19 protein-coding genes are annotated in these 22,301 nt (G+C 71.6%); 10 read left to right on the forward strand and 9 right to left on the reverse strand.

What is annotated here, in order from left to right; translation table 11 throughout:
• The first annotated feature begins 184 nt into the window (after nt 1–184).
• Nucleotides 185–721 carry a DUF6542 domain-containing protein gene (locus BN1555_RS11310; RefSeq protein WP_093799268.1) on the forward strand — a complete coding sequence of 179 codons (537 nt, stop codon included), beginning with the start codon at nt 185–187 and terminating at the stop codon, nt 719–721.
• A 55-nt stretch (nt 722–776) separates the two neighbouring features.
• On the opposite strand, the gene ppgK is transcribed toward BN1555_RS11310, so the two are convergent.
• Both ppgK and BN1555_RS11320 read right to left on the reverse strand, forming a co-directional pair.
• Complete coding sequence (gene ppgK, locus BN1555_RS11315; RefSeq protein WP_093799269.1) at nt 777–1,517, reverse strand: polyphosphate--glucose phosphotransferase; 741 nt, start codon at nt 1,515–1,517, stop codon at nt 777–779.
• 46 nt (nt 1,518–1,563) lie between these two features.
• Nucleotides 1,564–2,556, reverse strand: a complete 993-nt coding sequence (locus tag BN1555_RS11320) for a 4-hydroxy-3-methylbut-2-enyl diphosphate reductase (protein ID WP_093799270.1) — start codon at nt 2,554–2,556, stop codon at nt 1,564–1,566.
• A gap of 84 nt (nt 2,557–2,640) precedes the next feature.
• Between BN1555_RS11320 and BN1555_RS11325 the strand changes: the two genes are divergently transcribed.
• The 4 genes from BN1555_RS11325 (at nt 2,641) to BN1555_RS11340 (ending at nt 6,330) form a co-directional block, all read left to right on the forward strand.
• A complete protein-coding gene (locus BN1555_RS11325) occupies nt 2,641–4,014 on the forward strand; it encodes an APC family permease (RefSeq protein WP_093799271.1) in 1,374 nt (457 codons plus the stop codon).
• A gap of 9 nt (nt 4,015–4,023) precedes the next feature.
• The gene (gene xseA / locus BN1555_RS11330) at nt 4,024–5,232 is read left to right on the forward strand and encodes an exodeoxyribonuclease VII large subunit (protein WP_093799272.1); all 1,209 of its coding nucleotides are present in this window, start codon (nt 4,024–4,026) and stop codon (nt 5,230–5,232) included.
• Nucleotides 5,233–5,365: 133 nt separating this feature from the next.
• Nucleotides 5,366–5,578 carry an exodeoxyribonuclease VII small subunit gene (locus BN1555_RS11335; RefSeq protein WP_093799273.1) on the forward strand — a complete coding sequence of 71 codons (213 nt, stop codon included), beginning with the start codon at nt 5,366–5,368 and terminating at the stop codon, nt 5,576–5,578.
• A gap of 161 nt (nt 5,579–5,739) precedes the next feature.
• On the forward strand, nt 5,740–6,330 hold the full coding sequence (locus tag BN1555_RS11340; protein WP_093799274.1) for a malonic semialdehyde reductase: 591 nt from the start codon (nt 5,740–5,742) through the stop codon (nt 6,328–6,330).
• Nucleotides 6,331–6,445: 115 nt separating this feature from the next.
• Here BN1555_RS11340 and BN1555_RS11345 read toward each other — a convergent pair whose 3' ends face one another.
• Nucleotides 6,446–6,961, reverse strand: coding sequence for a DUF4245 domain-containing protein (locus tag BN1555_RS11345; RefSeq protein WP_255305995.1), 516 nt, complete (start codon nt 6,959–6,961; stop codon nt 6,446–6,448).
• Nucleotides 6,962–7,130: 169 nt separating this feature from the next.
• On the opposite strand from BN1555_RS11345, the gene glpX reads away from it, so the two are divergent.
• The gene (gene glpX, locus BN1555_RS11350; RefSeq protein WP_093799276.1) at nt 7,131–8,162 is read left to right on the forward strand and encodes a class II fructose-bisphosphatase; all 1,032 of its coding nucleotides are present in this window, start codon (nt 7,131–7,133) and stop codon (nt 8,160–8,162) included.
• Nucleotides 8,163–8,213: 51 nt separating this feature from the next.
• Here glpX and BN1555_RS11355 read toward each other — a convergent pair whose 3' ends face one another.
• The 4 genes from BN1555_RS11355 to BN1555_RS11370 form a co-directional block, all read right to left on the reverse strand.
• Nucleotides 8,214–10,220, reverse strand: a complete 2,007-nt coding sequence (locus BN1555_RS11355; protein WP_255305996.1) for a caspase, EACC1-associated type — start codon at nt 10,218–10,220, stop codon at nt 8,214–8,216.
• Nucleotides 10,217–10,675, reverse strand: coding sequence for an effector-associated constant component EACC1 (locus BN1555_RS11360; RefSeq protein ID WP_093799277.1), 459 nt, complete (start codon nt 10,673–10,675; stop codon nt 10,217–10,219). The genes BN1555_RS11355 and BN1555_RS11360 overlap by 4 nt, the downstream gene beginning before the upstream one ends.
• Nucleotides 10,676–10,832: 157 nt before the next feature.
• Complete coding sequence (locus tag BN1555_RS11365; protein ID WP_093799278.1) at nt 10,833–11,201, reverse strand: WhiB family transcriptional regulator; 369 nt, start codon at nt 11,199–11,201, stop codon at nt 10,833–10,835.
• A 92-nt stretch (nt 11,202–11,293) separates the two neighbouring features.
• Nucleotides 11,294–11,956, reverse strand: coding sequence for a DUF1707 SHOCT-like domain-containing protein (locus BN1555_RS11370; RefSeq protein WP_093799279.1), 663 nt, complete (start codon nt 11,954–11,956; stop codon nt 11,294–11,296).
• A gap of 149 nt (nt 11,957–12,105) precedes the next feature.
• Here BN1555_RS11370 and BN1555_RS11375 point away from each other — a divergent pair, with 149 nt between their 5' ends.
• Nucleotides 12,106–13,782, forward strand: a complete 1,677-nt coding sequence (locus tag BN1555_RS11375) for a fumarate hydratase (protein WP_093799280.1) — start codon at nt 12,106–12,108, stop codon at nt 13,780–13,782.
• Between the two features lie 90 nt (nt 13,783–13,872).
• Here the strand turns inward: BN1555_RS11375 and BN1555_RS11380 are convergent, their stop codons facing one another.
• A complete protein-coding gene (locus BN1555_RS11380) occupies nt 13,873–15,408 on the reverse strand; it encodes a ricin-type beta-trefoil lectin domain protein (protein ID WP_093799281.1) in 1,536 nt (511 codons plus the stop codon).
• A gap of 117 nt (nt 15,409–15,525) precedes the next feature.
• Here BN1555_RS11380 and BN1555_RS11385 point away from each other — a divergent pair, with 117 nt between their 5' ends.
• From BN1555_RS11385 to BN1555_RS11395, 3 genes are all read left to right on the forward strand, one after another.
• On the forward strand, nt 15,526–16,929 hold the full coding sequence (locus BN1555_RS11385; protein ID WP_093799282.1) for a class II fumarate hydratase: 1,404 nt from the start codon (nt 15,526–15,528) through the stop codon (nt 16,927–16,929).
• Nucleotides 16,930–17,006: 77 nt separating this feature from the next.
• Nucleotides 17,007–17,681 carry a cytidylyl-2-hydroxypropylphosphonate hydrolase gene (locus BN1555_RS11390; protein ID WP_093799283.1) on the forward strand — a complete coding sequence of 225 codons (675 nt, stop codon included), beginning with the start codon at nt 17,007–17,009 and terminating at the stop codon, nt 17,679–17,681.
• Nucleotides 17,682–17,943: 262 nt separating this feature from the next.
• Complete coding sequence (locus tag BN1555_RS11395) at nt 17,944–19,791, forward strand: SpoIIE family protein phosphatase (protein ID WP_093799284.1); 1,848 nt, start codon at nt 17,944–17,946, stop codon at nt 19,789–19,791.
• 67 nt (nt 19,792–19,858) lie between these two features.
• Here the strand turns inward: BN1555_RS11395 and BN1555_RS11400 are convergent, their stop codons facing one another.
• Entirely contained in the window at nt 19,859–22,222 is a 2,364-nt protein-coding gene (locus BN1555_RS11400) for a transglycosylase domain-containing protein (protein WP_093799285.1), read from the reverse strand.
• Between the last annotated feature and the right edge of the window lie 79 nt (nt 22,223–22,301).

The raw sequence follows: 22,301 nt of genomic DNA on the forward strand, positions 1-22,301 counted from the left end.
GCGTGACTTCGAACGCAAGGCCAAGGTCACCCAAAGGGCGTGTCCTGCGCCTGATTCGTCCCTCCCCGCGTCCTACGTTGTCCAGGTGGAGCAACACAGGGCACGTCCCCCTCGTCCCCAGCAGCGGTCGCAGTCCCCCCTGCTCCCGCCGGGCGGGCCCACCGAGGCCGCCGGCGCCCGCCGGGTGCCGGTGAGACCGGCACGGGGCGTGCCGCCCGTCCTGCCGGCGCTGCGGCGACTGCCCAATCCGCGGCTGACCGGGCTCGGCAGCTGGCTGTTCGCCTCGGCCGTGATGCTGGTGGCCGGCGGACTGGACCGGCTGCTGTTCGACGGTTCGTCGCTCGTGTACGGACTGCTGTTCCTGCCCCTCAGCGCCCTCGTCGCACTGTGGGTGCGCCCCGCCGACCTGGTCACCGCGCCGATCGTCGTACCGATCGCCTTCGCCGTCGGTCTGGTGCCGATCGCCGGGGGGTCGAGCGGGTTCGGCGGCCGTGTCATGGCCGTGGTCACGGCGCTCGCCGTACACGCGGGTTGGCTGTACGGCGGCACGCTCGTGGCCGGGCTGATCGCGACCGTGCGCAAGGTGCGGCTGATGACGCGGCGGCGGACCACCACGCGGGCGGCCGCCCGAACCGCCGCCCGGTCCGCCGCGCGTGTCACCGCCAAGGCAGCCGCCCCCAAGGCCGCCACCCGGCGCGCGGCCCGGAAGCCCGCGAAGTAGCGGGAGGGGGCGGCGGAACGGAAGCGGCGGGAGGGGAGCGGCGGGGCAGGAGCCGCTACACGCCGGCGCGGGCCGCCATGGCCGCGCCCACGATCCCCGCGTTGTTCTGGAGCTGCGCGGGAACGATCTCGGCGCGGATGCCCTCGATCAGGTGGAGGAACTTCTCGGTCTTGCGGCTGACCCCGCCGCCGATGATGAAGAGCTCCGGCGAGAACAGCATCTCGACGTGCGCCAGGTACTTCCGCACCCGGTGCGCCCACTGCTCCCAGGACAGGTCCTCGTCCTCCTTGGCCTTCGTGGAGGCGCGCTTCTCCGCGTCGTGGCCGTCCAGCTCGAGATGGCCCAGCTCGGTGTTGGGCACCAGGACGCCGTCGCGGAAGAGCGCGCTGCCGATGCCCGTACCGAACGTCAGCAGGAAGACCGTGCCCTTGCGGCCGACGCCCGCACCGAACGTCATCTCGGCGACACCGGCCGCGTCGGCGTCGTTGAGGACGGTGACGGGCAGGCCCAGGCGGTCACCGAGCATGGCCCGCGCGTCGACGTCGATCCAGCCCTTGTCGACGTTCGCGGCGGTACGGGTGACCCCGCCCGTGACCACGCCGGGAAAGGTGACGCCGACCCTGCCGCTCCAGCCGAAATGGCCGACGACCTCCTGGACGCACTCGACCACGCGCTCGGGCGTGGCCGGGTGCGGGGTCAGTACCTTGTGCCGCGGCTCCGCCAGGTCTCCGCGCTCCAGGTTCACGGGAGCGCCCTTGATGCCGGATCCGCCGATGTCCACTCCGAACACGTTCATGGACTCAACGTTACGGGGTGGAGCTGACCGTCACGTGCCGGAGGCGTCACTTGCCGGAGAGGCGGGCCGCTTCGGCGCGCAGGTCGCGGCGGAGCTCCTTGGGCAGCGAGAAGGTGATCGACTCGTCGGCGGTCTTCACGGTCTCCACGTCGCCGTAGCCGCGCTCGGCCAACCACTCCAGTACGCCGTCGACCAGGACGTCGGGCACCGAGGCACCGGAGGTCAGGCCGACCGTGGTGACGCCTTCCAGCCACGCCTCGTCGATCTCGTCGGCGAAGTCCACCAAGTGCGCGGCGGGGGCGCCGGCGTCGAGGGCGACCTCGACCATGCGGATCGAGTTCGAGGAGTTCTTGGAGCCCACGACGATGACGAGCTGGGCGTCCTCGGCCAGCTTCTTCACCGCGATCTGGCGGTTCTGCGTGGCGTAGCAGATGTCGTCGCTGGGAGGGGAGAGGAGGTTCGGGAACTTCTGCTTCAGGGCGTCGACCGTCTCCATGGTCTCGTCGACCGAGAGCGTGGTCTGGGAGAGCCAGACGACCTTCGACTCGTCGCGCACGGAGACGTTCGCGACGTCCTCGGGGCCGTCGACCAGGGTGATGTGGTCGGGGGCCTCGCCGGAGGTGCCGATGACTTCCTCGTGGCCCTCGTGGCCGATCAGGAGGATGTCGTAGTCCTCCTTGGCGAAGCGGACGGCTTCCTTGTGGACCTTGGTGACCAGCGGGCAGGTCGCGTCGATCGTCGCGAGCTTCCGCTCGGCGGCCTCCTGGTGGACGGTCGGCGCGACGCCATGGGCGGAGAACATGACGATCGAGCCCTCGGGGACCTCGGCGGTCACGTCGACGAAGATCGCGCCCTTCTTCTCCAGGGTCTGGACGACGTACTTGTTGTGGACGATCTCGTGGCGGACGTAGATCGGCGCCCCGTACTGCTCCAGGGCCTTCTCCACGGCGATCACGGCACGGTCCACGCCCGCGCAGTAGCCACGGGGGGCGGCGAGAAGGACACGGCGGGCGGCGGGTGCAGTCGTCATGTTTCCCATCGTACGGGCGTGCCCGGGGCCCGGAGATCGGGCCGGTGGTCAAGACTGGACGCCTGACCGCGTGGTTCTGCGTACGGAGGCGTGATGACCGGGACGAGGGAAGAGGCGGCCGGGCTCCGGCGCAGTCTGGGATTCCGGGACCTGGTCGTCTACGGGCTGCTCTTCATCGCTCCCATGGCCCCGGTCGGCGTGTTCGGGACGCTCGACGCCAAGTCGCACGGCGCGGTGGCCCTCGTCTACGTCGTCGCGACGGTCGCGATGGCGTTCACCGCGTTCAGTTACGCCCAGATGGTGCGGGTGGTCCCCCAGGCGGGCTCGGTCTTCGCGTACGCCCGCAAGGCGCTCGGCGAGGGGCCCGGGTTCGTCGCCGGGTGGATGGCGATGCTGGATTACGTGCTGATCCCGGCGGTCGCGTACCTCTTCTCCGGGATCGCGATGCACACGCTCGTGCCGTCCGTCTCGCAATGGGTGTGGACGGCAATCGCGGTGGTGGTGACCACGGGGCTCAACATGTGGGGCGTACGGGCGGCCGCGCGCGTGGGCTTCGCGGTGCTGGCCATGGAGATCGTGGTGCTGCTGGTGTTCGTGGTGGCCGCGGTCGTGGTGCTCGTACAGGACGGGGCGCGGCGCGGCTGGCTCTCGCCGCTGTCCGGCGACGGTTCCCTGGGCGGCTTCTCGCTCGCCGCGGCGCTGGGCGCGGTGTCGGTGGCGGTGCTGTCGTACCTCGGGTTCGACGCGATCGCGTCGTTCGCGGAGGAGGTGACGGGCGGCTCGGCGAAGGTGGCGCGGGCGGTGCTGTTCTGCCTGGCACTGGCGGGCGTGCTGTTCGTGGCGCAGACGTATCTGGCGGCGCTGCTCCAGCCGGGCCCGGCGGCGGAGCTCGCCGCGGAACCGGGGAAGCAGGGGACCGCCTTCTACGACGCGGTGGACGCCTCGGTCGGGACCTGGCTGGGCGATCTGGTGGCGGTGAGCAAGGCGGTCGGAGCGGCGTTCGCGGCGCTGGCGGGGCAGGCGGCGGCCGGACGGCTGCTGTTCGCGATGGCGCGGGAGCGGCGGCTGCCGGGCGCCTTGGCGAAGGTCGATCCCGCCTCGGGCGTGCCGCGGCTCGCGCTGGGGGTCGCCGCCGTGGTGACGCTGGTGGCGGCGGTGTGGGCGGCCCGGCGCGACGACGGTCTCGACCATCTGGTGTCGGTGGTCGACATCGGGGCGCTGACGGCGTTCGTGCTGCTGCACGTGTCGGTGGTGAGCTGGTTCGCCGTACGGCGGATGGCGGGGCCGCCGGTGTGGTGGCGGCACGTGCTGATGCCGGCGCTGGGCGCGGCGGTGGCGGTCGCGGTGATCGTGGAGGCGTCGCGCACGGCGCAGGTGGTGGGCGCGGTGTGGCTGGCCGTGGGGCTGGTCGTGGTGGTCGCGCAACGGGGGCGCCGGACCGGGCCCGGTGTCGGTGCCGGCGGCTAGCCTTCGTACATGGCTCTGAATACGTCCGCTGACGCCCCGCTGCCGGTCGGTGAGGTCTCGCGCCTCATCGGTGGGTGGATCGACCGGCTGGGGGCGGTGTGGGTCGAGGGGCAGATCACGCAGCTGTCGCGCAGGCCCGGCGCCGGGGTCGTCTTCCTGACCCTGCGCGACCCCTCGCAGGACATCTCGGTGGGCGTGACCTGCTTCCGGCAGGTCTTCGACCCGGTCGCGGACGTGATCACGGAGGGCGCGCGGGTCGTGGTGCGCGCGAAGCCCGAGTGGTACGCGCCGCGCGGGCAGCTGTCACTGCGGGCGGCGGAGATCAAGCCGGTGGGGATCGGTGAGCTGCTCGCCCGGCTGGAGCTGCTGAAGAAGTCGCTGGCGGCCGAGGGGCTCTTCGCGCCGGACCGCAAGCGGCCCCTGCCGTTCCTGCCGCAGTGCGTCGGTCTGGTGACGGGCCGGGCGTCGGCGGCGGAGCGCGACGTCCTGGAGAACGCCCGCCGGCGCTGGCCCGCCGTCCGCTTCGAGGTGCGCAACGTGGCGGTGCAGGGGGTGAGCGCGGTGGCGCAGGTCGTCCAGGCCGTCAAGGAGCTGGACGAGCTGGCGGAGGTCGACGTCATCATCGTGGCGCGCGGCGGGGGCAGCGTCGAGGACCTGCTGCCGTTCTCGGACGAGCAGCTCGTCCGGACGGTGTCCGGGTGCCGTACGCCGGTGGTGTCGGCGATCGGGCACGAGCCGGACTCGCCGCTGCTCGACCTGGTGGCGGACCTGAGGGCGTCGACGCCGACGGACGCGGCGAAGAAGGTCGTGCCGGACGTCGGTGAGGAGCTGGACCGCGTCCAGCTTCTGCGCGACCGGGCGCTGCGGACCGTGCAGGGCCTGCTGGACCGCGAGGAGCGCGGGCTCGCGCACACGCTGGCCCGGCCCGCGATGGAACGGCCGCACCGGATGGTGGAGGACCGCGAGGCGGAGGTCGACGCGCTGGTGGCGCGCAGCCGGCGCACGCTGGGGCACCTGCTGGACCGGGCGGACTCGGAGCTGTCGCACACCAGGGCCAGGGTGGTGGCGCTGTCCCCGGCGGCCACACTGGAGCGCGGTTACGCGGTGCTCCAGCGGAGCGACGGTGCGGTGGTCCGCTCTCCGGAGGAGGTCACGCCGGGCGACGAGCTGCGGGCCCGGGTCTCGGAGGGCGAGTTCGCCGTGCGGGTCGTGGAGTGAACGCGCCGCGGAGCCTGCCGCGCCGGGGTGGAGCGCGCGGCCGGTGACCGGTGCCGTCGGGAGAAGCCTTCGGGAAGGGGTGGGGCGCGGTGCAGAAACAGACTTGTTCGTACGCACACATAGGGTGGAACGCATGGCCAAAACGGATGAGTCCGCGACGACGCTCGGGTACGAGCAGGCCCGGGACGAGCTGATCGAGGTCGTACGGCGCCTGGAAGCGGGCGGTACGACGCTGGAGGAGTCGCTCGCGCTCTGGGAGCGCGGCGAGGAGCTGGCGAAGGTCTGCCGGCGCTGGCTGGACGGGGCCAGGGCCCGCCTGGACGCCGTGCTCGCGGACGAGAGCTGAAGGCCGGGCGGGGAAAGAGGCCGGGCGGGGTCCGGACGGGCACTGTGAGGCCGATCACGACACCCTCGCTTTAGTTGAAAGTTAACCTACTTTGACCTACGGTGAAGTCACTGCTCGACCCCTTTGCCCCACCCCCCTCGTACGCCCGGAAGGCAAGCCGCATGTCTCTCGTTCTCGACGCCGCCGCCCAGGACCTCCTCTTCCGCGAGGCCCGCACCGCGAACACCTTCACCGACGAGCCGGTGACCGAGGAGCAGGTCCAGGCGATCTACGACCTGGTCAAGTTCGGTCCGACCGCGTTCAACCAGTCGCCGCTGCGTGTCGTCCTGGTCCGCTCCCCCGAGGCCCGCGAGCGCCTCGTCCCGCTCATGGCCGAGGGCAACCAGCCGAAGACCGCCTCCGCCCCGCTGGTCGCGATCCTGGCCGCCGACAACGAGTTCCACGAGGAGCTCCCGGCCCTGTTCCCGCACTTCCCGCAGGCCAAGGACATGTTCTTCTCGGAGCGCCCGGCCCGCGAGGCGGCCGCCGGCCTCAACGCCGCCCTCCAGGCCGCGTACTTCATCGTGGGCGTCCGCGCCGCCGGCCTGGCCGCGGGCCCGATGACCGGCTTCGACTTCGCCGCCGTCCAGAAGGAGTTCCTGGACGGCGACCACACCCCGCTGATGATCGTCAACATCGGCAAGCCCGGCGACGACGCGTGGTTCCCGCGCTCCCCGCGCCTGGCCTACGACGAGGTCGTCACCACCGTCTGACGCCGGTCCGTCCGGACGAAGGACGACGGGACACGAGAAAGCCGCCGTAACCCAGGGGTTACGGCGGCTTCGTCATGTCCAGCGCTCCGGCGGAGCCTCGGAGCGGCCCGGCGGCTCAGCCCTTCCCGGCTTCCAGCGCCTCGGCCATCTCGGTCAGCCGCTCCTGCGACGCCGTCCCCGTGACCACCGTCGTCACGCCCTTCTCCTCGCGCACCAGCGCGTCGTACTTCGGGCCTTCCCAGCGCTGCCAGCCCTCCCCGCCGACCCGCAGGGTCTTCCCGGTCCTCGTCGCCTGCCGACTGACCTCGCGGACGAACTTCTCCGCGGGCCCGGACGACTGCTCGACCGCGACGTACTCCTGCTCGGGGTCGAGGAAGCCCAGGTGCCAGGCGTCGCCGGCCTGCCGGTCGTAGGAGACGGACGTCGGCTTCCAGGCCTCCGGGAGCCCCACCGGGGCCGCCACCGGATACGGCGCGGCCCGCCGCGCCGTGACGAGCTCGACGCGGTAGTCGACCGGCTTCAGCGGGTCCACCGAGTCGTCGTGCGGGATGAACATGTACATGCTCGCGGCGGCGATGCCGATCACCGACATCGACAGCACCATGCCCCGGACCGTCTGCTTGCCTTTCATACCTGCCACTCCCCCATCGTCCCCCATACCCGGACGCCGCCCGCGCGGGGGGCGGCTCATCCCGATATGCCGCTCATACGTGCCCCCCTCTGCTCATTTTGTCGACGTACCGATAGAGTCGGCGACACCCTCTTTATCCGGCCGTCGCCGTACAGAAAGGTGCGCTCCGATGACCGAGCACCATCTTCCGTCTCAGCTCGAGGTCTCGCCCGAGGCCCCCGACCGCAACCTGGCCCTGGAGCTCGTCCGGGTCACCGAGGCCGCTGCCATGGCCGCCGGGCGGTGGGTCGGCCGCGGTGACAAGATCGGCGCGGACGGCGCAGCGGTGAAGGCCATGCGGACCCTCGTCTCGACCGTCTCGATGAACGGCATCGTCGTCATCGGCGAGGGCGAGAAGGACGAAGCCCCGATGCTGTTCAACGGGGAACGCGTCGGCGACGGCACCGGCGCCGAGGTCGACATCGCCGTCGACCCGATCGACGGCACCACGCTCAACGCCAAGGGCATGCCGAACGCCATCGCCGTGCTCGCGGCGGCCGACCGCGGCACCATGTTCGACCCGTCCGCGGTCTTCTACATGGAGAAGCTGGTCACCGGCCCCGAGGCCGCCGACTTCGTCGACATCAACGCCCCTGTCTCGGTCAACATCCGCCGGGTCGCGAAGGCCAAGCACTCGACCCCCGAAGACGTCACCGTGATGATCCTCGACCGCCCCCGCCACGAGGGCATCGTCAAGGAGATCCGCGAGACGGGCGCGCGGATCAAGTTCATCTCGGACGGCGACGTCGCGGGCTCGGTCATGGCGGTGCGCGAAGGCACCGGCGTCGACCTGCTCATGGGCATCGGCGGTACGCCCGAGGGCATCATCTCGGCCTGCGCGATCAAGTGCCTCGGCGGCACCATCCAGGGCAAGCTGTGGCCCAAGGACGAGGCCGAGCGCCAGAAGGCCATCGACGCGGGACACGACCTCGACCGCGTGCTGCACACGAACGACCTGGTCAGCGGCGAGAACGTGTTCTTCGTCGCCACCGGCATCACCGACGGCGAGCTGCTGCGCGGCGTCCGCTACCGCGCCGAGACCGCCACCACCCAGTCCCTGGTGATGCGCTCCAAGTCGGGCACGATCCGCCAGATCGACTCGACGCACCGCCTCTCGAAGCTGCGCGCCTACAGCGCCATCGACTTCGACCGCGCGAAGTAGGGGCCCCGGCCGCGTGACGGCGCCCCGCTCGTCCGGGGGGGGCGCCGTTCCCTACACCCGTACGGCGAGCAGGTACAGACGCGTGATCTGCACGTCGTTGAGGTTGTCGTCGGAGACGAGATAGAGCGGCCGCCACCCCTTCCGCTTGCCCCCGGTCCACGGCTCACCGAGCGCCATCCCCTCCGCGTTCTGGAGCAGCGGGTTCGCCTGCGGGCCCTCCACGGCCACCTGCCCGGGGTCTCCGCCCGGGCAGTCGGCGAGGTCGAAGAGCTTGTCGCTGCGTACGAACTCGTCGGCCGGCCTGCGGTACAGCGCCCGCTCCCCCGTCACGTCCTGCGCGCCCCCGAGCGACAGCCGCTGGACGCGGACCGCGTTGCCGACCCCGGCGGCGTACTGGCGCTCCAGGGCCAGCAGCTCGTTCTCGCCGACCGCCACCAGTTCGGTCAGATAGAGCCCGTCCGCGGCCCGGTAGGCATACTGCCGGTCCGGTACGTACGAGCCGCCCGGCGTGCCCTTGTAGCGCTGGATGCGCAGCAGGTTGCGGCCGCGCTCGTCGCCGTCCTGGGACAGCGACGCCTCCATTCCGGCGTACAGGTGGCGGCCGTCGGGGCTGAGGGCGAGCGCCTCGATGGTGCGGCCGGTCTGGGCACCGCCGGCCGGCCAGGGCTTGAACTCCTTCGGCACGGGCAGGTCCGCGCCGACCTGGCGGCCGGTCGCCAGGTCGAACCTGCGAATGGCGGGGCCCGTCTCCGCGGCGACCAGGATCGTCCGGCCGCCCTTCTCCACGACCAGCGCCTCCGCGTCGATCCAGTCGGGCAGTCTGCCGCCCGGCGCGGGGCGCAGCGTGGTGGCGGTCCCCGCCGAGGGCTCCAGGGCCTCGGGACCGCCGAGCCGCAGCGGGAAGACCCGGTTGAAGTCGTTGTCGGCGAGCGCGAGCGCCTCGCCGTTCCCGCCGGGGAGGAGCGCGAGGCCCGACAGGCCCGACACCTTCTCGCCGTCGGCCTCCTTCTTGTCGAGCGCGTCGGAGTGGTCGAGCAGGACGGCGCCCTCGGCGCACTCTCCCACCGCCAAGACCGGCTCGCGGACGCTCTCCTGCCACCAGTGGACGGCCGGCATCGTGGCGAACCCGATCCCCAGCCCCAGCACGCCGGCCGCGGTGGCCCACGGCCAGCGCCGCCTGCGCGTCGCGGGGACCACGGGGTCGGGTGCAAGCAGCGGCGGGAGTACGGCGAGGTTGCGGACGAACTCCAGGTCGCCGACGCCGTTCTGGCTCTCGTCCTGGGGCTCCTGGGGCGTGGGCAGGTCCTCCCTCCCGGCGACCCGGTCCCTGACCTCCTGGAAGACGGCGTGCAGCCCGAGCATCTCCGGCCCGTCCGGAACACCCTTGCGCAGTACGTCGACGAGCTCCCCGGTGAAGACGCTGCAGTCGTCCGGGTCCGGCGCGTGGGACGGGCGGTCGTGCGTGGCGGAGGTCATCACGTACGAGCCCTTGATGTTCCGCAGGGTCTTGACCGCCGCCCGCACCCCGAGATCCGCGGCCACGGCCCCGGCCGTGGCCGGCGACATCTGGAGCACCTTGCCGCTGAAGCAGCAGTCGAGGATCAGCACCCGGCGCATCGCGGCGCCGTTGTCCTTCATCGCACGGCGCACGTAGCCCGCGTCCACGCAGGTCTCCGGCTTGTCCTCGCTGGAGCCGGGGACGGTGAGGCAGAGCCTGCTGTCGTCCCGGTCGAGCAGGCCGTGACCCGCGTAGTAGACCAGCAGGGTGTCCAGTGCCAGCTCGGCCGCGGCCCTGATCGGGTCGCAGATCTCGGCGGAGGTCTTCGGGTTCGAGACGGTCACGATCCGGTCGTCGGGAATGCCCCAGACCGACCTGTCGGTCAGCACTCCGCGCAGTTCGGTGAGGTTGTGCCGGACACTGCGCAGTGGTGCGAGGCCCTTGCCGCCGGGGTACTTGTCGACCCCGATCAGCACGCACGCGGAGCGGTCCGGGTCGATCCGCCGCGCCCCGCCCTCCGGCGGCAGCGGGGCCCCCGAGGGGCGGACGGCGGCCGTCACGGGGTGTGTCCGCCGAGGCTCGGCGGAGCGCCGTCCGGGGAGCCGGGGCCCGCTGCCGGGGTCTCCGGATCCGTCGCCGCCGAAGGGTGCGGGTCCGGGTCCGCCGCCGGGGGCTCCTGCCCGTGCGCGCGCAGGATCTCCGCGATCTGCTCGGGGTCCGCGCCGAAGACATTGACCGTCACCGGGCTGCGCGGCCTGCGCGCCTTCCGCCACGCGTCGAACGAGATCGGCAGCTGGGCCACCGCGGCGGCCATGGACACCAGCGCGGCCACGGCCTCCGCGTCGAACCCCATCCGGCCCTGCGCCGCGGTGTCCTGCGCGACCTTGTCGATGCGCGCGTGACCGCGCAGCGACAGGTCGTCGGAAAGCCACTTGTGGAGGGACCGCAGATCCGCGTCACGATCCGGGCCCGCGGCCACCTCGAACCTGACTTCCGTGCCGTGCCTGCGGTCCATGCGACTCCCCGTGCACCTCGGTCCGCCTCAGGTGGCGCGCGCCACACGCACCCCGTCCGATGCTCGCACAACTGACATGAAAAGGCAGGTCAGTTGAGACGCACGGAAGGGGGAAGCGGAGCCGGAGGGAGCGAGAAGGGGGAGTGGGCGGCGCGGGTCAGCCCGCGGCGGCGATCCGGTTTCCGGGCGAGGCGGCCTTCAGCTCCATCTCGCGCCGCCTGCGCCTGGCCAGCACCACCCGGCGCTCGGCCGCCGTCAGGCCGCCCCAGACGCCGTACGGCTCGGGCTGGAGCAGTGCGTGCTCCCGGCACTCGATCATCACGGGACACCGCGCGCAGACGCCCTTCGCGGCTTCCTCCCGGGCCAGTCTCGCGGCCGTCGGCTCCTTCGAAGGGGCAAAGAACAGCCCGGCCTCGTCCCGGCGGCACACCGCCTCCGTGTGCCATGGGCCGGCCTGGTCCCGGGCCGGCGCACGCTGCGACGGAACGGCGGCGACCTGCAGGGACTGATGCGGCGGATGCAGCACGGTCTACTCCTGACGACGTCTTCGGGAGCGAGCAGCGATGCAGCACTCCCTACCCGCTGTGCGCGCGCCTATGCACAGGGTTTCGAACCGCGTCAGTGTCCGAGGTGTTTGCGCATGCGACCGTGCAGGTCCGCGATGCGCTTTCCGCGCTTGGGCTTCGCCTCGATGCTGCCGAAGACCGAGTAGCCGTTGACCACCACGACCGGCGCCTCGGGATTGCGGGCTTCGAGGGTGTCGACCTCGAAGTCGCCGAAGATCCCGGTGCCGCTGCCGCGCAGCGTGATGTTCTCGGGGACGCGGACTTCGACGTGGCCGAAGATCGAGGTCGCGTTGATCACCGTCAACCGCTGCCCGAAGAGCGCCTCGGTGAGGTCGATCTCCACGCTGCCGAAGAGCGCGAAGGCGTTGGTCCTGCGGCCGATCCGCCACCGCCCCTTGCGCGTCGAGCCGCTGAAGACCGCGACCAGGTTCTCCGCCAGGGCCGGCGCCGAGGGATCGTCCGGCCCGTACGCCGCCGCGGCCTGCCCGCCGCGGGCGCCGCCGGGGACGGGCAGGTCCTGGACCAGCGGCTCCAGTTCGGCGACGGTCTTGGCGCGGTAGGCCGCGTCGATGCGGTCGGAGTGCTCCTCGGCGGTCAGCCTGCCCTCGGCCATGGCGTCGCGCAGGATGTCCGCGATCCGGTCGCGGTCCGCGTCGGACGCGCGGAGGGCGGGCTCTCGGGGGGTGGGCGCTGGATGGTTCTTGTCGAGGTCCACCGTCCCAGCGTACCCAAACGCGATAGATCGCGACTAGTGCGGAGGCCCGCCGACTGAGCCTTACCTCACAGACCCCGCCCTCCACCGGAGTCTTACGCTGGTGGACGCGCTGCGCCAACGGAGGCCAGTTGCCGTCTGCCGAGTGAGGAATGGCCGTAATGCCAGAGTTTGCGTACTCCGATCTGCTCCCCCTGGGAGAGGACACCACGCCGTATCGCCTGGTGACCGCCGAGGGTGTCTCCACCTTCGAGGCCGACGGCCGTACGTTCCTCAAGGTCGCACCCGAGGCGCTGCGCACCCTCGCCGCCGAGGCGATGCACGACATCTCGCACTACCTGCGGCCGGCGCACCTCGCCCAGCTGCGCCGGATCGTCGACGACCCGGAGGCGTCCTCGAACGACAAGTTCGTGGCCCTGGACCTGCTGAAGAACGCGAACATCGCGGCGGCGGGCGTCCTGCCGATGTGCCAGGACACCGGCACGGCGATCGTCATGGGCAAGCGCGGCCAGAACGTCCTGACCGAGGGCGGCGACGAGGAGGCCCTCTCGCACGGCGTCTTCGACGCGTACACCAAGCTCAACCTGCGCTACTCGCAGATGGCCCCGCTGACCATGTGGGAGGAGAAGAACACCGGCTCGAACCTGCCCGCGCAGATCGAGCTGTACGCGACCGACGGCGGCGCGTACAAGTTCCTCTTCATGGCGAAGGGCGGCGGCTCCGCCAACAAGTCCTTCCTCTACCAGGAGACGAAGGCGGTCCTCAACGAGGCCTCCATGATGAAGTTCCTGGAGGAGAAGATCCGCTCGCTGGGCACGGCCGCCTGCCCGCCGTACCACCTGGCGATCGTCGTCGGCGGCACGTCGGCCGAGTTCGCGCTCAAGACCGCGAAGTACGCCTCCGCGCACTACCTGGACGAGCTGCCCTCCGAGGGCTCGCCGACCGGCCACGGCTTCCGCGACAGGGAGCTGGAGGAGAAGGTCTTCGAGCTGACGCAGAAGATCGGCATCGGCGCGCAGTTCGGCGGCAAGTACTTCTGCCACGACGTGCGCGTGGTGCGGCTGCCGCGCCACGGCGCCTCGCTGCCCGTCGCGATCGCCGTGTCCTGCTCGGCGGACCGCCAGGCGGTCGCGAAGATCACGGCCGAGGGCGTCTTCCTGGAGCAGCTGGAGAAGGACCCGGCGCGGTTCCTTCCGGACACGACGGACGAGCAGCTGGACGAGGCCGGTGACGTCGTCAGGATCGACCTCAACCGGCCGATGGGCGAGATCCTCGCCGAGCTCACCAAGTACCCCGTCAAGACGCGGCTCTCGCTGACCGGCCCGCTCGTCGTCGCCCGCGACATCGCGCACGCCAAGATCAAGGAGCGGCTGGACGCGGGCGAGGAGATGCCGCAGTACCTGAAGGACCACCCGGTGTACTACGCCGGCCCCGCCAAGACCCCCGAGGGGTACGCGTCCGGTTCCTTCGGTCCGACGACGGCCGGCCGGATGGACTCCTACGTCGAGCAGTTCCAGGCGGCGGGCGGCTCGAAGGTCATGCTCGCCAAGGGCAACAGGAGCAAGCAGGTCACGGACGCCTGCGGCGCGCACGGCGGCTTCTACCTCGGGTCGATCGGCGGGCCGGCCGCCCGGCTCGCGCAGGACTGCATCAAGAAGGTCGAGGTCGTCGAGTACGAGGAGCTCGGCATGGAGGCGGTCTGGCGGATCGAGGTGGAGGACTTCCCGGCGTTCATCGTGGTGGACGACAAGGGCAACGACTTCTTCACCGAGCCCGCCCCTGCCCCGACGTTCACCTCGATCCCGGTACGGGGTCCCGGCCTGGCCTAGGCGTCGCCGCCCGCGGACGTAGCCCCCGGCCGCCGGACGGGCCGGGGAGAGCGGGCCCGTCCGGCGACCGGGGTCCGGGGCGGTCCCCGGTTACGCGAAGCGCTGGTCCGCCGCGCCCGTGCAGGGCTGGAGCCGCAGCGGGTCCTTGGCCGCCGCGAGCGTCACGCACAGGCCCGTCGACGCCGCCGGGCGGATCGTGGAGCCGTCACGCACGAACTGCTGGTTCGCCGCGCCCGAGCAGTCCCAGAGGACCAGGCCCGTGCCCGCCTCGTACTTCGCTCCCGGCACGTCGAGGCACCGGTCGTGGCTCAGTTCCGTGCGGAGCGACTTCCGGTCGGCGTCGTACCACCAGCCCTGGTTCCGGCCGCCGTGGCAGTCCCAGCCGCCGACCGCCGTCCCCTTGCGCGTCGTCGATCCGGGTATGTCGGCGCAGGTGCCCGTTTCCGCGTTCCTCAGCGGCCCGTACGCGTCGTCCCACGCCCCCGCGAAGAGCACCGGCTTTCCCGTACTCGCCGGGTCCGCGCAGCTCGCCTCGCGCAGCCCGGAGCCGTACATCTGGGTGAGGCAGGACGCGAAGGCCTCGTGGCCGCGGATGTTCGGGTGGAAGGACTGGCGGACCGAGTTCTCGTCCGGGAGGCCCGGCTTGGACAGGTCGATGTAGAGGCCGCGCGCCCAGGGGTCCTCCATGCACACCTCGTGGCCGTGGAAGAGGCGGGAGTTGTCGAGGTAGACGGAGCCGGTACTGGCCGCCGCCCTGCGCATGCCGCGCTCGAAGGCCGGTACCGCGCTGTTGCGGCCCCAGGCCGCGTCCGAGTCGTACCCGGCGCACCCCCCGGGGATCTTGCCGGGGAAGTTCGGGTTGTCCTTGATGTCGGGGCCGATGGGGCTGGGGTAGCCCATCACGACCATCTTGTAGTCGCCGTCGGCGTACCCGGCGTCGCGCATGACGCTGCGCAGGTCCCGGACCGTCTGCTCCACCTTGGGGACGAGGCCGTCGACGCGCGCCTGCCAGCCCGGGGCGTACTTGGGTCCGCAAGGGCCCTGGAGGGTCAGCCAGCGCGTGACGCAGTCCGTCATCACCGGGCCGAACTGGAGGTCGTCGTTGGCGCCGGCGACCAGCAGGACCATCTTGATGCGGGTGTTGCGGGCCTTGACGGCCAGGTTGTCGCTCTGGACCAGCTCGTCGGCGTACTGCTTGGTCCCGCCGATCCTGATGTTGCCGGTGTGCGCGCCCGAGCAGGAGACGTTGTACGTGACGTCGGCCGGGATGCCGGTGCGGTGGATCGCGGCGTCCGGCGAGCGGTGGCACCAGTTGCCGGGGCGGTTGGTGCCGGGTTCGTACGTGCCGACGCCCTCGCCGGATATCTCGCTGTCACCCAGGGAGATCAGCCCGGTCTTGCGCCGGTCCATGGGCCGCTCGGCCGGGTCGCCGTAGAGCTTGGTGGCCTCGGCCGCGCGGACGGCCTCCAGCTCGGCCGGAAGGGGGGTGGACGCCGATGACATCCTGTCGGCGGCGGTGGCGGGGGTTGTTGCCGCGAGGCCGCCGACGGCCGCCGCGAGTGCGGCGGCCGCGACGACCGTGGAGCGAAGGGCCGTAGTGCGGAGTCTGAGCCGTGTGCGCTGCATTGCGCCTCCCCGGTTTGTTGTTACCCCCGGTATTTACTGGCGGGTAGGCGACTTGGGAATACGCAGAACAAGACAAGTGCTCAACTTTTCCGAACTTTCCACAGGAGGTACGCGACCATGACGACCGACGACCACCAGGACGGCTACCGCGTCGAGCACGACTCGATGGGCGAGGTGCGCGTGCCGGCGCACGCCAAGTGGCGGGCCCAGACCCAGCGGGCCGTGGAGAACTTCCCCGTCTCCGGGCAGCGCCTGGAGCGCGCCCACATCGAGGCCCTGGCCCGCATCAAGGCGGCCGCCGCCCAGGTCAACGCCGAACTCGGCGTACTCGACAAGGACATCGCGCGGGCGGTCCAGGAGGCGGCCGGGGAGGTGGCCCAGGGGCACTGGGACGAGCACTTCCCGGTGGACGTCTTCCAGACCGGCTCCGGCACGTCCTCCAACATGAACATGAACGAGGTCGTCGCCACGCTCGCCACCGAGCGCCTCGGCAGCCCCGTCCACCCCAACGACCACGTGAACGCCTCGCAGTCGTCCAACGACGTGTTCCCGTCGTCCATCCACATCGCGGCGACCGCCGCCGTGACGGGTGATCTGATCCCGGCCCTCGACCACCTCGCGGCCTCCCTGGAGCGCAAGGCGGCCCAGTTCGCGGACGTCGTCAAGTCCGGCCGTACCCACCTGATGGACGCCACGCCCGTCACCCTCGGCCAGGAGTTCGGCGGCTACGCGGCGGCCGTCAGGTACGGCGTCGAGCGGCTGCGGGCCTCCCTGCCCCGCCTGGCCGAACTCCCCCTCGGAGGAACGGCGGTGGGCACCGGCATCAACACCCCGCCCGGCTTCTCCGCCGCCGTCATCGCCGAGATCACCCGCGCCACCGGTCTGCCGCTCACCGAGGCCCGCGACCACTTCGAGGCGCAGGGCGCGCGGGACGGACTCGTCGAGACGTCCGGCCAGCTCCGTACGGTCGCGGTCTCCCTCACCAAGATCTGCAACGACCTGCGCTGGATGGCCTCGGGACCGCGCGCCGGATTGGCCGAGATCAGCCTTCCGGATCTCCAGCCGGGCTCCTCGATCATGCCCGGCAAGGTCAATCCGGTCATTCCCGAGGCCGTTCTGATGGTCGCGGCCCAGGTGACGGGCAACGACGCGACGGTCGCGGCGGCCGGCGCCGCGGGCAACTTCGAACTCAACGTCATGCTCCCGGTGATGGGGAAGAACCTCCTGGAGTCGGTGCGGCTGCTCGCCAACGCGTCCCGGCTGCTGGCCGACCGTACGGTCGACGGCATCACGGCCAACGCCGAACGGGCCCGCACGTACGCGGAGTCGTCGCCGTCCGTCGTCACCCCGCTCAACAAGTACATCGGCTACGAAGAGGCCGCGAAGGTCGCCAAGAAGTCCCTCGCCGAGCAGAAGACCATCCGCGAGGTCGTCCTGGAGTCCGGGTACGTCGAGCGGGGCGACCTCACCGTGGCCCAGCTCGACGAGGCACTGGACGTGCTGCGCATGACGCATCCGTGACGTACCTCTGACCCACCTCCGACGCAGCCGTGACCTCGGTCGCAGCGCCCCGCCACCCGTACTCCTAAGATCTGCTCATGACAGATACGGCGACTGAGGCAGGCGGGGCGCGCTGGGCGCCGGGGGACCACATCCTCTGGCGCTACCGCGGCAACGCCTCCGACAGGATCCACATCTGCCGCCCCGTCACGGTCGTCCGCGACACCGAGGAACTCCTCGCGGTGTGGATGGCACCGGGCACCCCGTGCGTGCGGCCGGTGCTGGCGGACGGCACGCCCGTGCACGAGGAGCCGCTCGCCACCCGCTACACGGCGCCGCGCACCACGACCACCTCGCGATGGCGGGGCACCGGCGTGCTGAAGCTGGCGCGGCCCGGCGAGCCCTGGTCGGTGTGGCTGTTCTGGGACCAGGGCTGGCGGTTCAAGAACTGGTACGTGAACCTGGAGGAGCCACGCACCCGCTGGGCGGGCGGGGTCGACTCCGAGGACCACTTCCTCGACATCTCCGTGCACCCGGACCGCGCCTGGTACTGGCTCGACGAGGACGAGTTCGCGCAGGCCCGCCGGGTGGGGCTGCTGAGCGCCGCCCAGGCGCGGCGGGTCCGGGAGGCGGGGCGGGCCGCGGTCGACGTGATCAGCGCGTGGGGGTCCCCGTTCCGCGACGGCTGGGAGCACTGGCGGCCCGATCCGAGGTGGGCCGTTCCCCGGTTGCCCGATGACTGGGACCGCACTCCTGTTCACATGGCACCGTGAGACCCTTGATACGCCCCCATGGGTCAAACGTAGGATCGTCTTCCGCAACACCGAGCGCACTGGACGCACCGGGCCCGTCGGCAACCGGCGGCCTCGGAAAAGGAATTGACCGTATGTCACCACAGGGGGGTGGAGCCGTGCTCGCGAGCAAGTCCGCGGAGTTCCAGGACCGCCACCCTGTCGAGGCCGCCCGCAGAGCGGGTATACCGCCCCACAGAGCGATTGCCTCGCACAAGCTCCCCGGACGGACGGAACCCCACGCGTGACGGAGCACCAGTCCACCTCGCACGAAGGCCGGCAGCCTCTGGTCGCCCGGCCGCACGAGCGCGCCCGGCCACGGCAGGAGGAGGTGCCCGCGATGGTGCCAGGTCCCGCGGCGGCTCCCCCGCCGGCCGCCGACGGATCCCCGGAGCCCGCCGGGGTGACCAGGGGAGAGGGGGACCGGCTGCGGTTCGTGGGGGCGGCGACGCGGCGGATCGCGCGTGGCATCGACCTCGACGAGATCGTGCTCGGCCTGTGCCGGGCGTCCGTGCCGACCTTCACCGACGCGATCCTCGTGTACCTGCGCGACCCGCTCCCGGTCGGCGACGAGCGTCCCGCCGTGCCGTTCATGCTGCGCCTGCGCCGTACCGACCGGCTGCGTTTAACCGACGACGGAGCCGAGGAGTTCGACCTCCAGGTCGAGCCGATGCCCGCGCCGCAGCTGTGCGAAGTGCGCAGCGGCGGGGCCCTCGCCGAGGTGCTCAGGGGCGTACGCCCGGTGTTCGGCGACTCCGCGTCCGCCCGGGCGGCCCTGCCCGAGCTGCTCGGGGACTCCATGGGACTGCCGGGCGGACACCGTGCGATCCTCGCGCCGCTGCGCGGCCGGCGCCGGGTGATCGGCGCCGCCGTGTTCCTGCGCCGCCCGGAGCGGCCCGCCTTCGAGGCGAACGACCTGCTGGTCGCCGCCCAGCTGGCGACGCACACGGCGCTCGGCATCGACAAGGCGGTGCTGTACGGACGCGAGGCGTACATCGCCGACGAGCTCCAGCGCACCATGCTGCCCGACTCGCTCCCGCAGCCGACCGGCGTCAAGCTGGCCTCGCGCTACCTGCCGGCCGCCGAGACGGCCCGCGTCGGCGGCGACTGGTACGACGCGATCCCGCTGCCGGGCAGCCGCGTCGCGCTCGTCGTCGGCGACGTCATGGGGCACTCCATGACGTCCGCCGCGATCATGGGCCAGCTGCGGACGACGGCGCAGACCCTCGCCGGTCTCGACCTGCCGCCGCAGGAGGTCCTGCACCACCTCGACGAGCAGGCGCAGCGGCTGGGCTCGGACCGCATGGCGACCTGCCTGTACGCCGTGTACGACCCGGTCTCGCACCGGATCACCATCGCCAACGCGGGGCACCCGCCGCCCGTACTGCTGCACCTGGGCGGCCGGGCCGAGGTGCTGCGGGTGCCGCCGGGCGCCCCCATCGGCGTCGGCGGGGTCGACTTCGAGGCCGTCGAGCTGGACGCCCCGGCGGGTGCCACGCTGCTGCTGTACACCGACGGCCTGGTCGAGTCGCGGCTGCGGGACGTTTGGACGGGCATCGAGCAGCTGCGGGAGAGGCTCGCCGCCACCGCACAGCTGACGGGACCCGACCACTCCCCGCCGCTGGAAGCGCTGTGCGACGACGTACTCGACATGCTCGGGCCCGGCGACCGCGACGACGACATCGCGCTGCTCGCCGCCCGTTTCGACGGGATCGCGCCGAGCGATGTGGCGTACTGGTTCCTGGAGCCGGAGGAGCAGGCGCCCGGCCGGGCCCGCAGGCTGGCGCGGCGCGCGCTGGTCCGCTGGGGCCTGGAGGAGCTGAGCGACTCGGTGGAGCTGTTGGTCAGCGAGGTGGTGACGAACGCGGTGCGGTACGCCGAGCGGCCCGTGACGCTGCGGTTGCTGCGTACGGATGTCCTGCGCTGCGAGGTCGGCGACGACTCGCCGCAGCTGCCGAGGCAGCGGCGGGCGCGGGAGACGGACGAGGGCGGGCGCGGGCTCTTCCTGGTGAACCGGCTGGCGAGACGGTGGGGCGCGACGCGGCTGTCGTCCGGCAAGGTCGTCTGGTTCGAGCTGGCCACCCGCCCGTGACCGCTCGGTGCGTACGGCTGCGGCGGGCACCCCGGGTGCCCGCCGCAGCCATGTGCGGCGCGGTCCGTCAGGGGCGCGGCGGCCGGGCGTCGTCGCGGCCGCCGATGTCCGTGCCGCCCTCGGTGATGCCGCCGCCGGTGTCGCCACCGCCGGTGTCACCGCCCGTGTCGCCGCCGCCGGTGTCGCCGCCGTCCGTGGCGCCGCCGTCGTCCGCACCGCCGTCCGTGGCGCCGCCGTCGTCCGCACCGCCGTCGGTGCCCCCGGTGTCACCGCCGCCGGTGGCGGGCGGGGTGACCGTCTCGGTCGGGTCCGGGGACTCGCTCGTCGGCGTACGGCTCGGGGGCGTGCTGGACGGCGTATCGGCCGGCGGCGTGGTCGGGGTCGCCGGGGGCGTGGTCGGCGTACGGGTCGGTTCGGGGGTGTCGGCCGGCGGGGGCGAGTAGGTGTCGTCCGGGCCGATCTCCAGGTCGAAGTCGGCGTCGGATCCGCCGCCCAGGGCGCCGCGGGTGTAGTCCGCCCAGATCTTGGCGGGGAAACCGCCACCGCTGGCGCGGCCGGCGTTGGCGGTACCGGTCAGGGAGACCTGCCCGCCGCCCGGCTTCGTTGACTCGCCGAAGATGGCCACGGCGGTGGAGAGTTCGGGGGTGTAGCCGACGAACCAGGCGGACCGGTTCTTCTCCGACGTGCCGGTCTTGCCCGCCGCGTTGTAGGCCGGGCTGTAGACCTGGCGCCCCGTACCGTTCTTCACGACTCCGGTCAGCACCTTGGTCACGCTGTCCGCCGTCGACCGGTCGACGACCTGCTCGGCGGCCGGCTCGGGGAGATCCACCCTGCCGCCCTCGCGGTCCTTGTGCTCCGCGGACTTCACGATGGTCGGCGTGACCTTCTCGCCGTGGTTGTCGAGCGTCGCGTAGACGCCCGCCATGTCCATCGTGCTGGCGCCCATCACACCGAGGGACATGGCGGGGCGCTCGTCGAAGCCGCCCTTGTCCTCCATGCCCAGGTCGAGGGCGGTCTCCTTGACGCGCGCGGGGCCGACGTCCACGGCCATCTGCGCGAAGACGGAGTTGACCGAATTGGCCATGGCCTGCTCGACGGGGATGGGTCCGAAGCTCCTGCCCAGGTCGTTCTGCGGGGCGAAGGGGGTGGGGCTGCCCTCGACGGGGCGCTTGCTGGTGCCGTCGTAGACCGTGTGGGGCGTGATCGGCTCGCCGTCCTGCGTCTTGGAGTCGTTCTCCAGGGCGGCGGCGAGGACGACGGGCTTGAAGGTCGAGGCCGGCTGGTAGTCGGAGCGCGTGGCGTTGGAGAGGTAGTGCTTGGTGGCGTCCACGCCCCCGTACATCGCGACGACCTCGCCGGTCTTCGGGTCCACCGAGGTCGCGCCGGCCTGGAGGGTCGCGTCGACCTTGTTGTTCCTGCGGTCGAGCTGGGACTCCAGCTGCTGCTCGACCGCCCGCTCCAGCGCCTTCTGGCGCTTCTCGTCGATGTTGAGCGTGATCGTCCAGCCGCCCGCGTCGAACTCGGCCTCGCTGACACCCTGCTTCTTCAGCTCGGCCTTCGCGGCGTCGACCATGTAGCCGGTCTGGCCCTCCATGCCGGCGGCACCCTTGGGGTTCCGCGGTATGTCGAACTCCATGGCGTCGCGCTCGGCCCGGTCGAGCGCCCTCATCTCGATCATGTTGTCGAGTACGTAGTTCCAGCGCTCCTTGACCAGTTTCCGGCCGGTCGGGCTGGCCGCCGCCCAGTCGTACTGGCTGGGGGCCTGGAGGAGCGCCGCGAGGTACGCGCCCTGTTCGACGGACAGCTTCTCGGCGTCGACGCCGTAGTACGCCTGGGCCGCGGCCTGGATGCCGTACGCGCCGCGTCCGAAGTAGCTGGTGTTGAGATAACCGGCCAGGATGTACGACTTGTCCTTCTTCCGGTCCACCTTGATGGAGATCACAAGCTCCCTGAGCTTGCGGGTGACCGTCTGGTCCTGGGTCAGGTAGTAGTTCTTGACGTACTGCTGGGTGATGGTCGAGCCACCCTGCTTGCCCTTGCCCGTGACGGTGTTGAGCAGGCCGCGGGCGGTGCCCCTGAAGTCGACGCCGGAGTCCTTGTAGAAGTTCTGGTTCTCGGCGGCGACGAAGGCGGTCTGGACGTCCTTGGGGATGCGGGAGAGCGGGACTATCTCACGGTTGACCTTGCCGGTCCGGGCCATGATCTTGCCGTCGCTGTACTTGTAGACGTTGCTCTGGAGCTCGGCCTCGGCATTGGCCGCCGGCACGGGCACCCATATGTACAGCGCCACGAAGACGCCCATCATGAGCAGGCAGAGCCCGAAGAAGGTGCCCAGCAGTTTCCTCCAGGTGAAGAAGCGGCGTATGCCTCCCTCCTTCCTCGCCCGGCGCGCACCGCGCTTCCGGTCCTGTCTCGCTTCTGCTCGGCCCATTGGTCCGTAACTCCGCTCATCGAGCCCCCGGATGTCAGCTCAGAAAACTAACACCACCCATGCGGACAAAGGGCTGTCG

The sequence above is a fragment of the Streptomyces sp. Wb2n-11 genome, from assembly GCF_001049855.1.
GTDB lineage: Bacteria > Actinomycetota > Actinomycetes > Streptomycetales > Streptomycetaceae > Streptomyces > Streptomyces altiplanensis.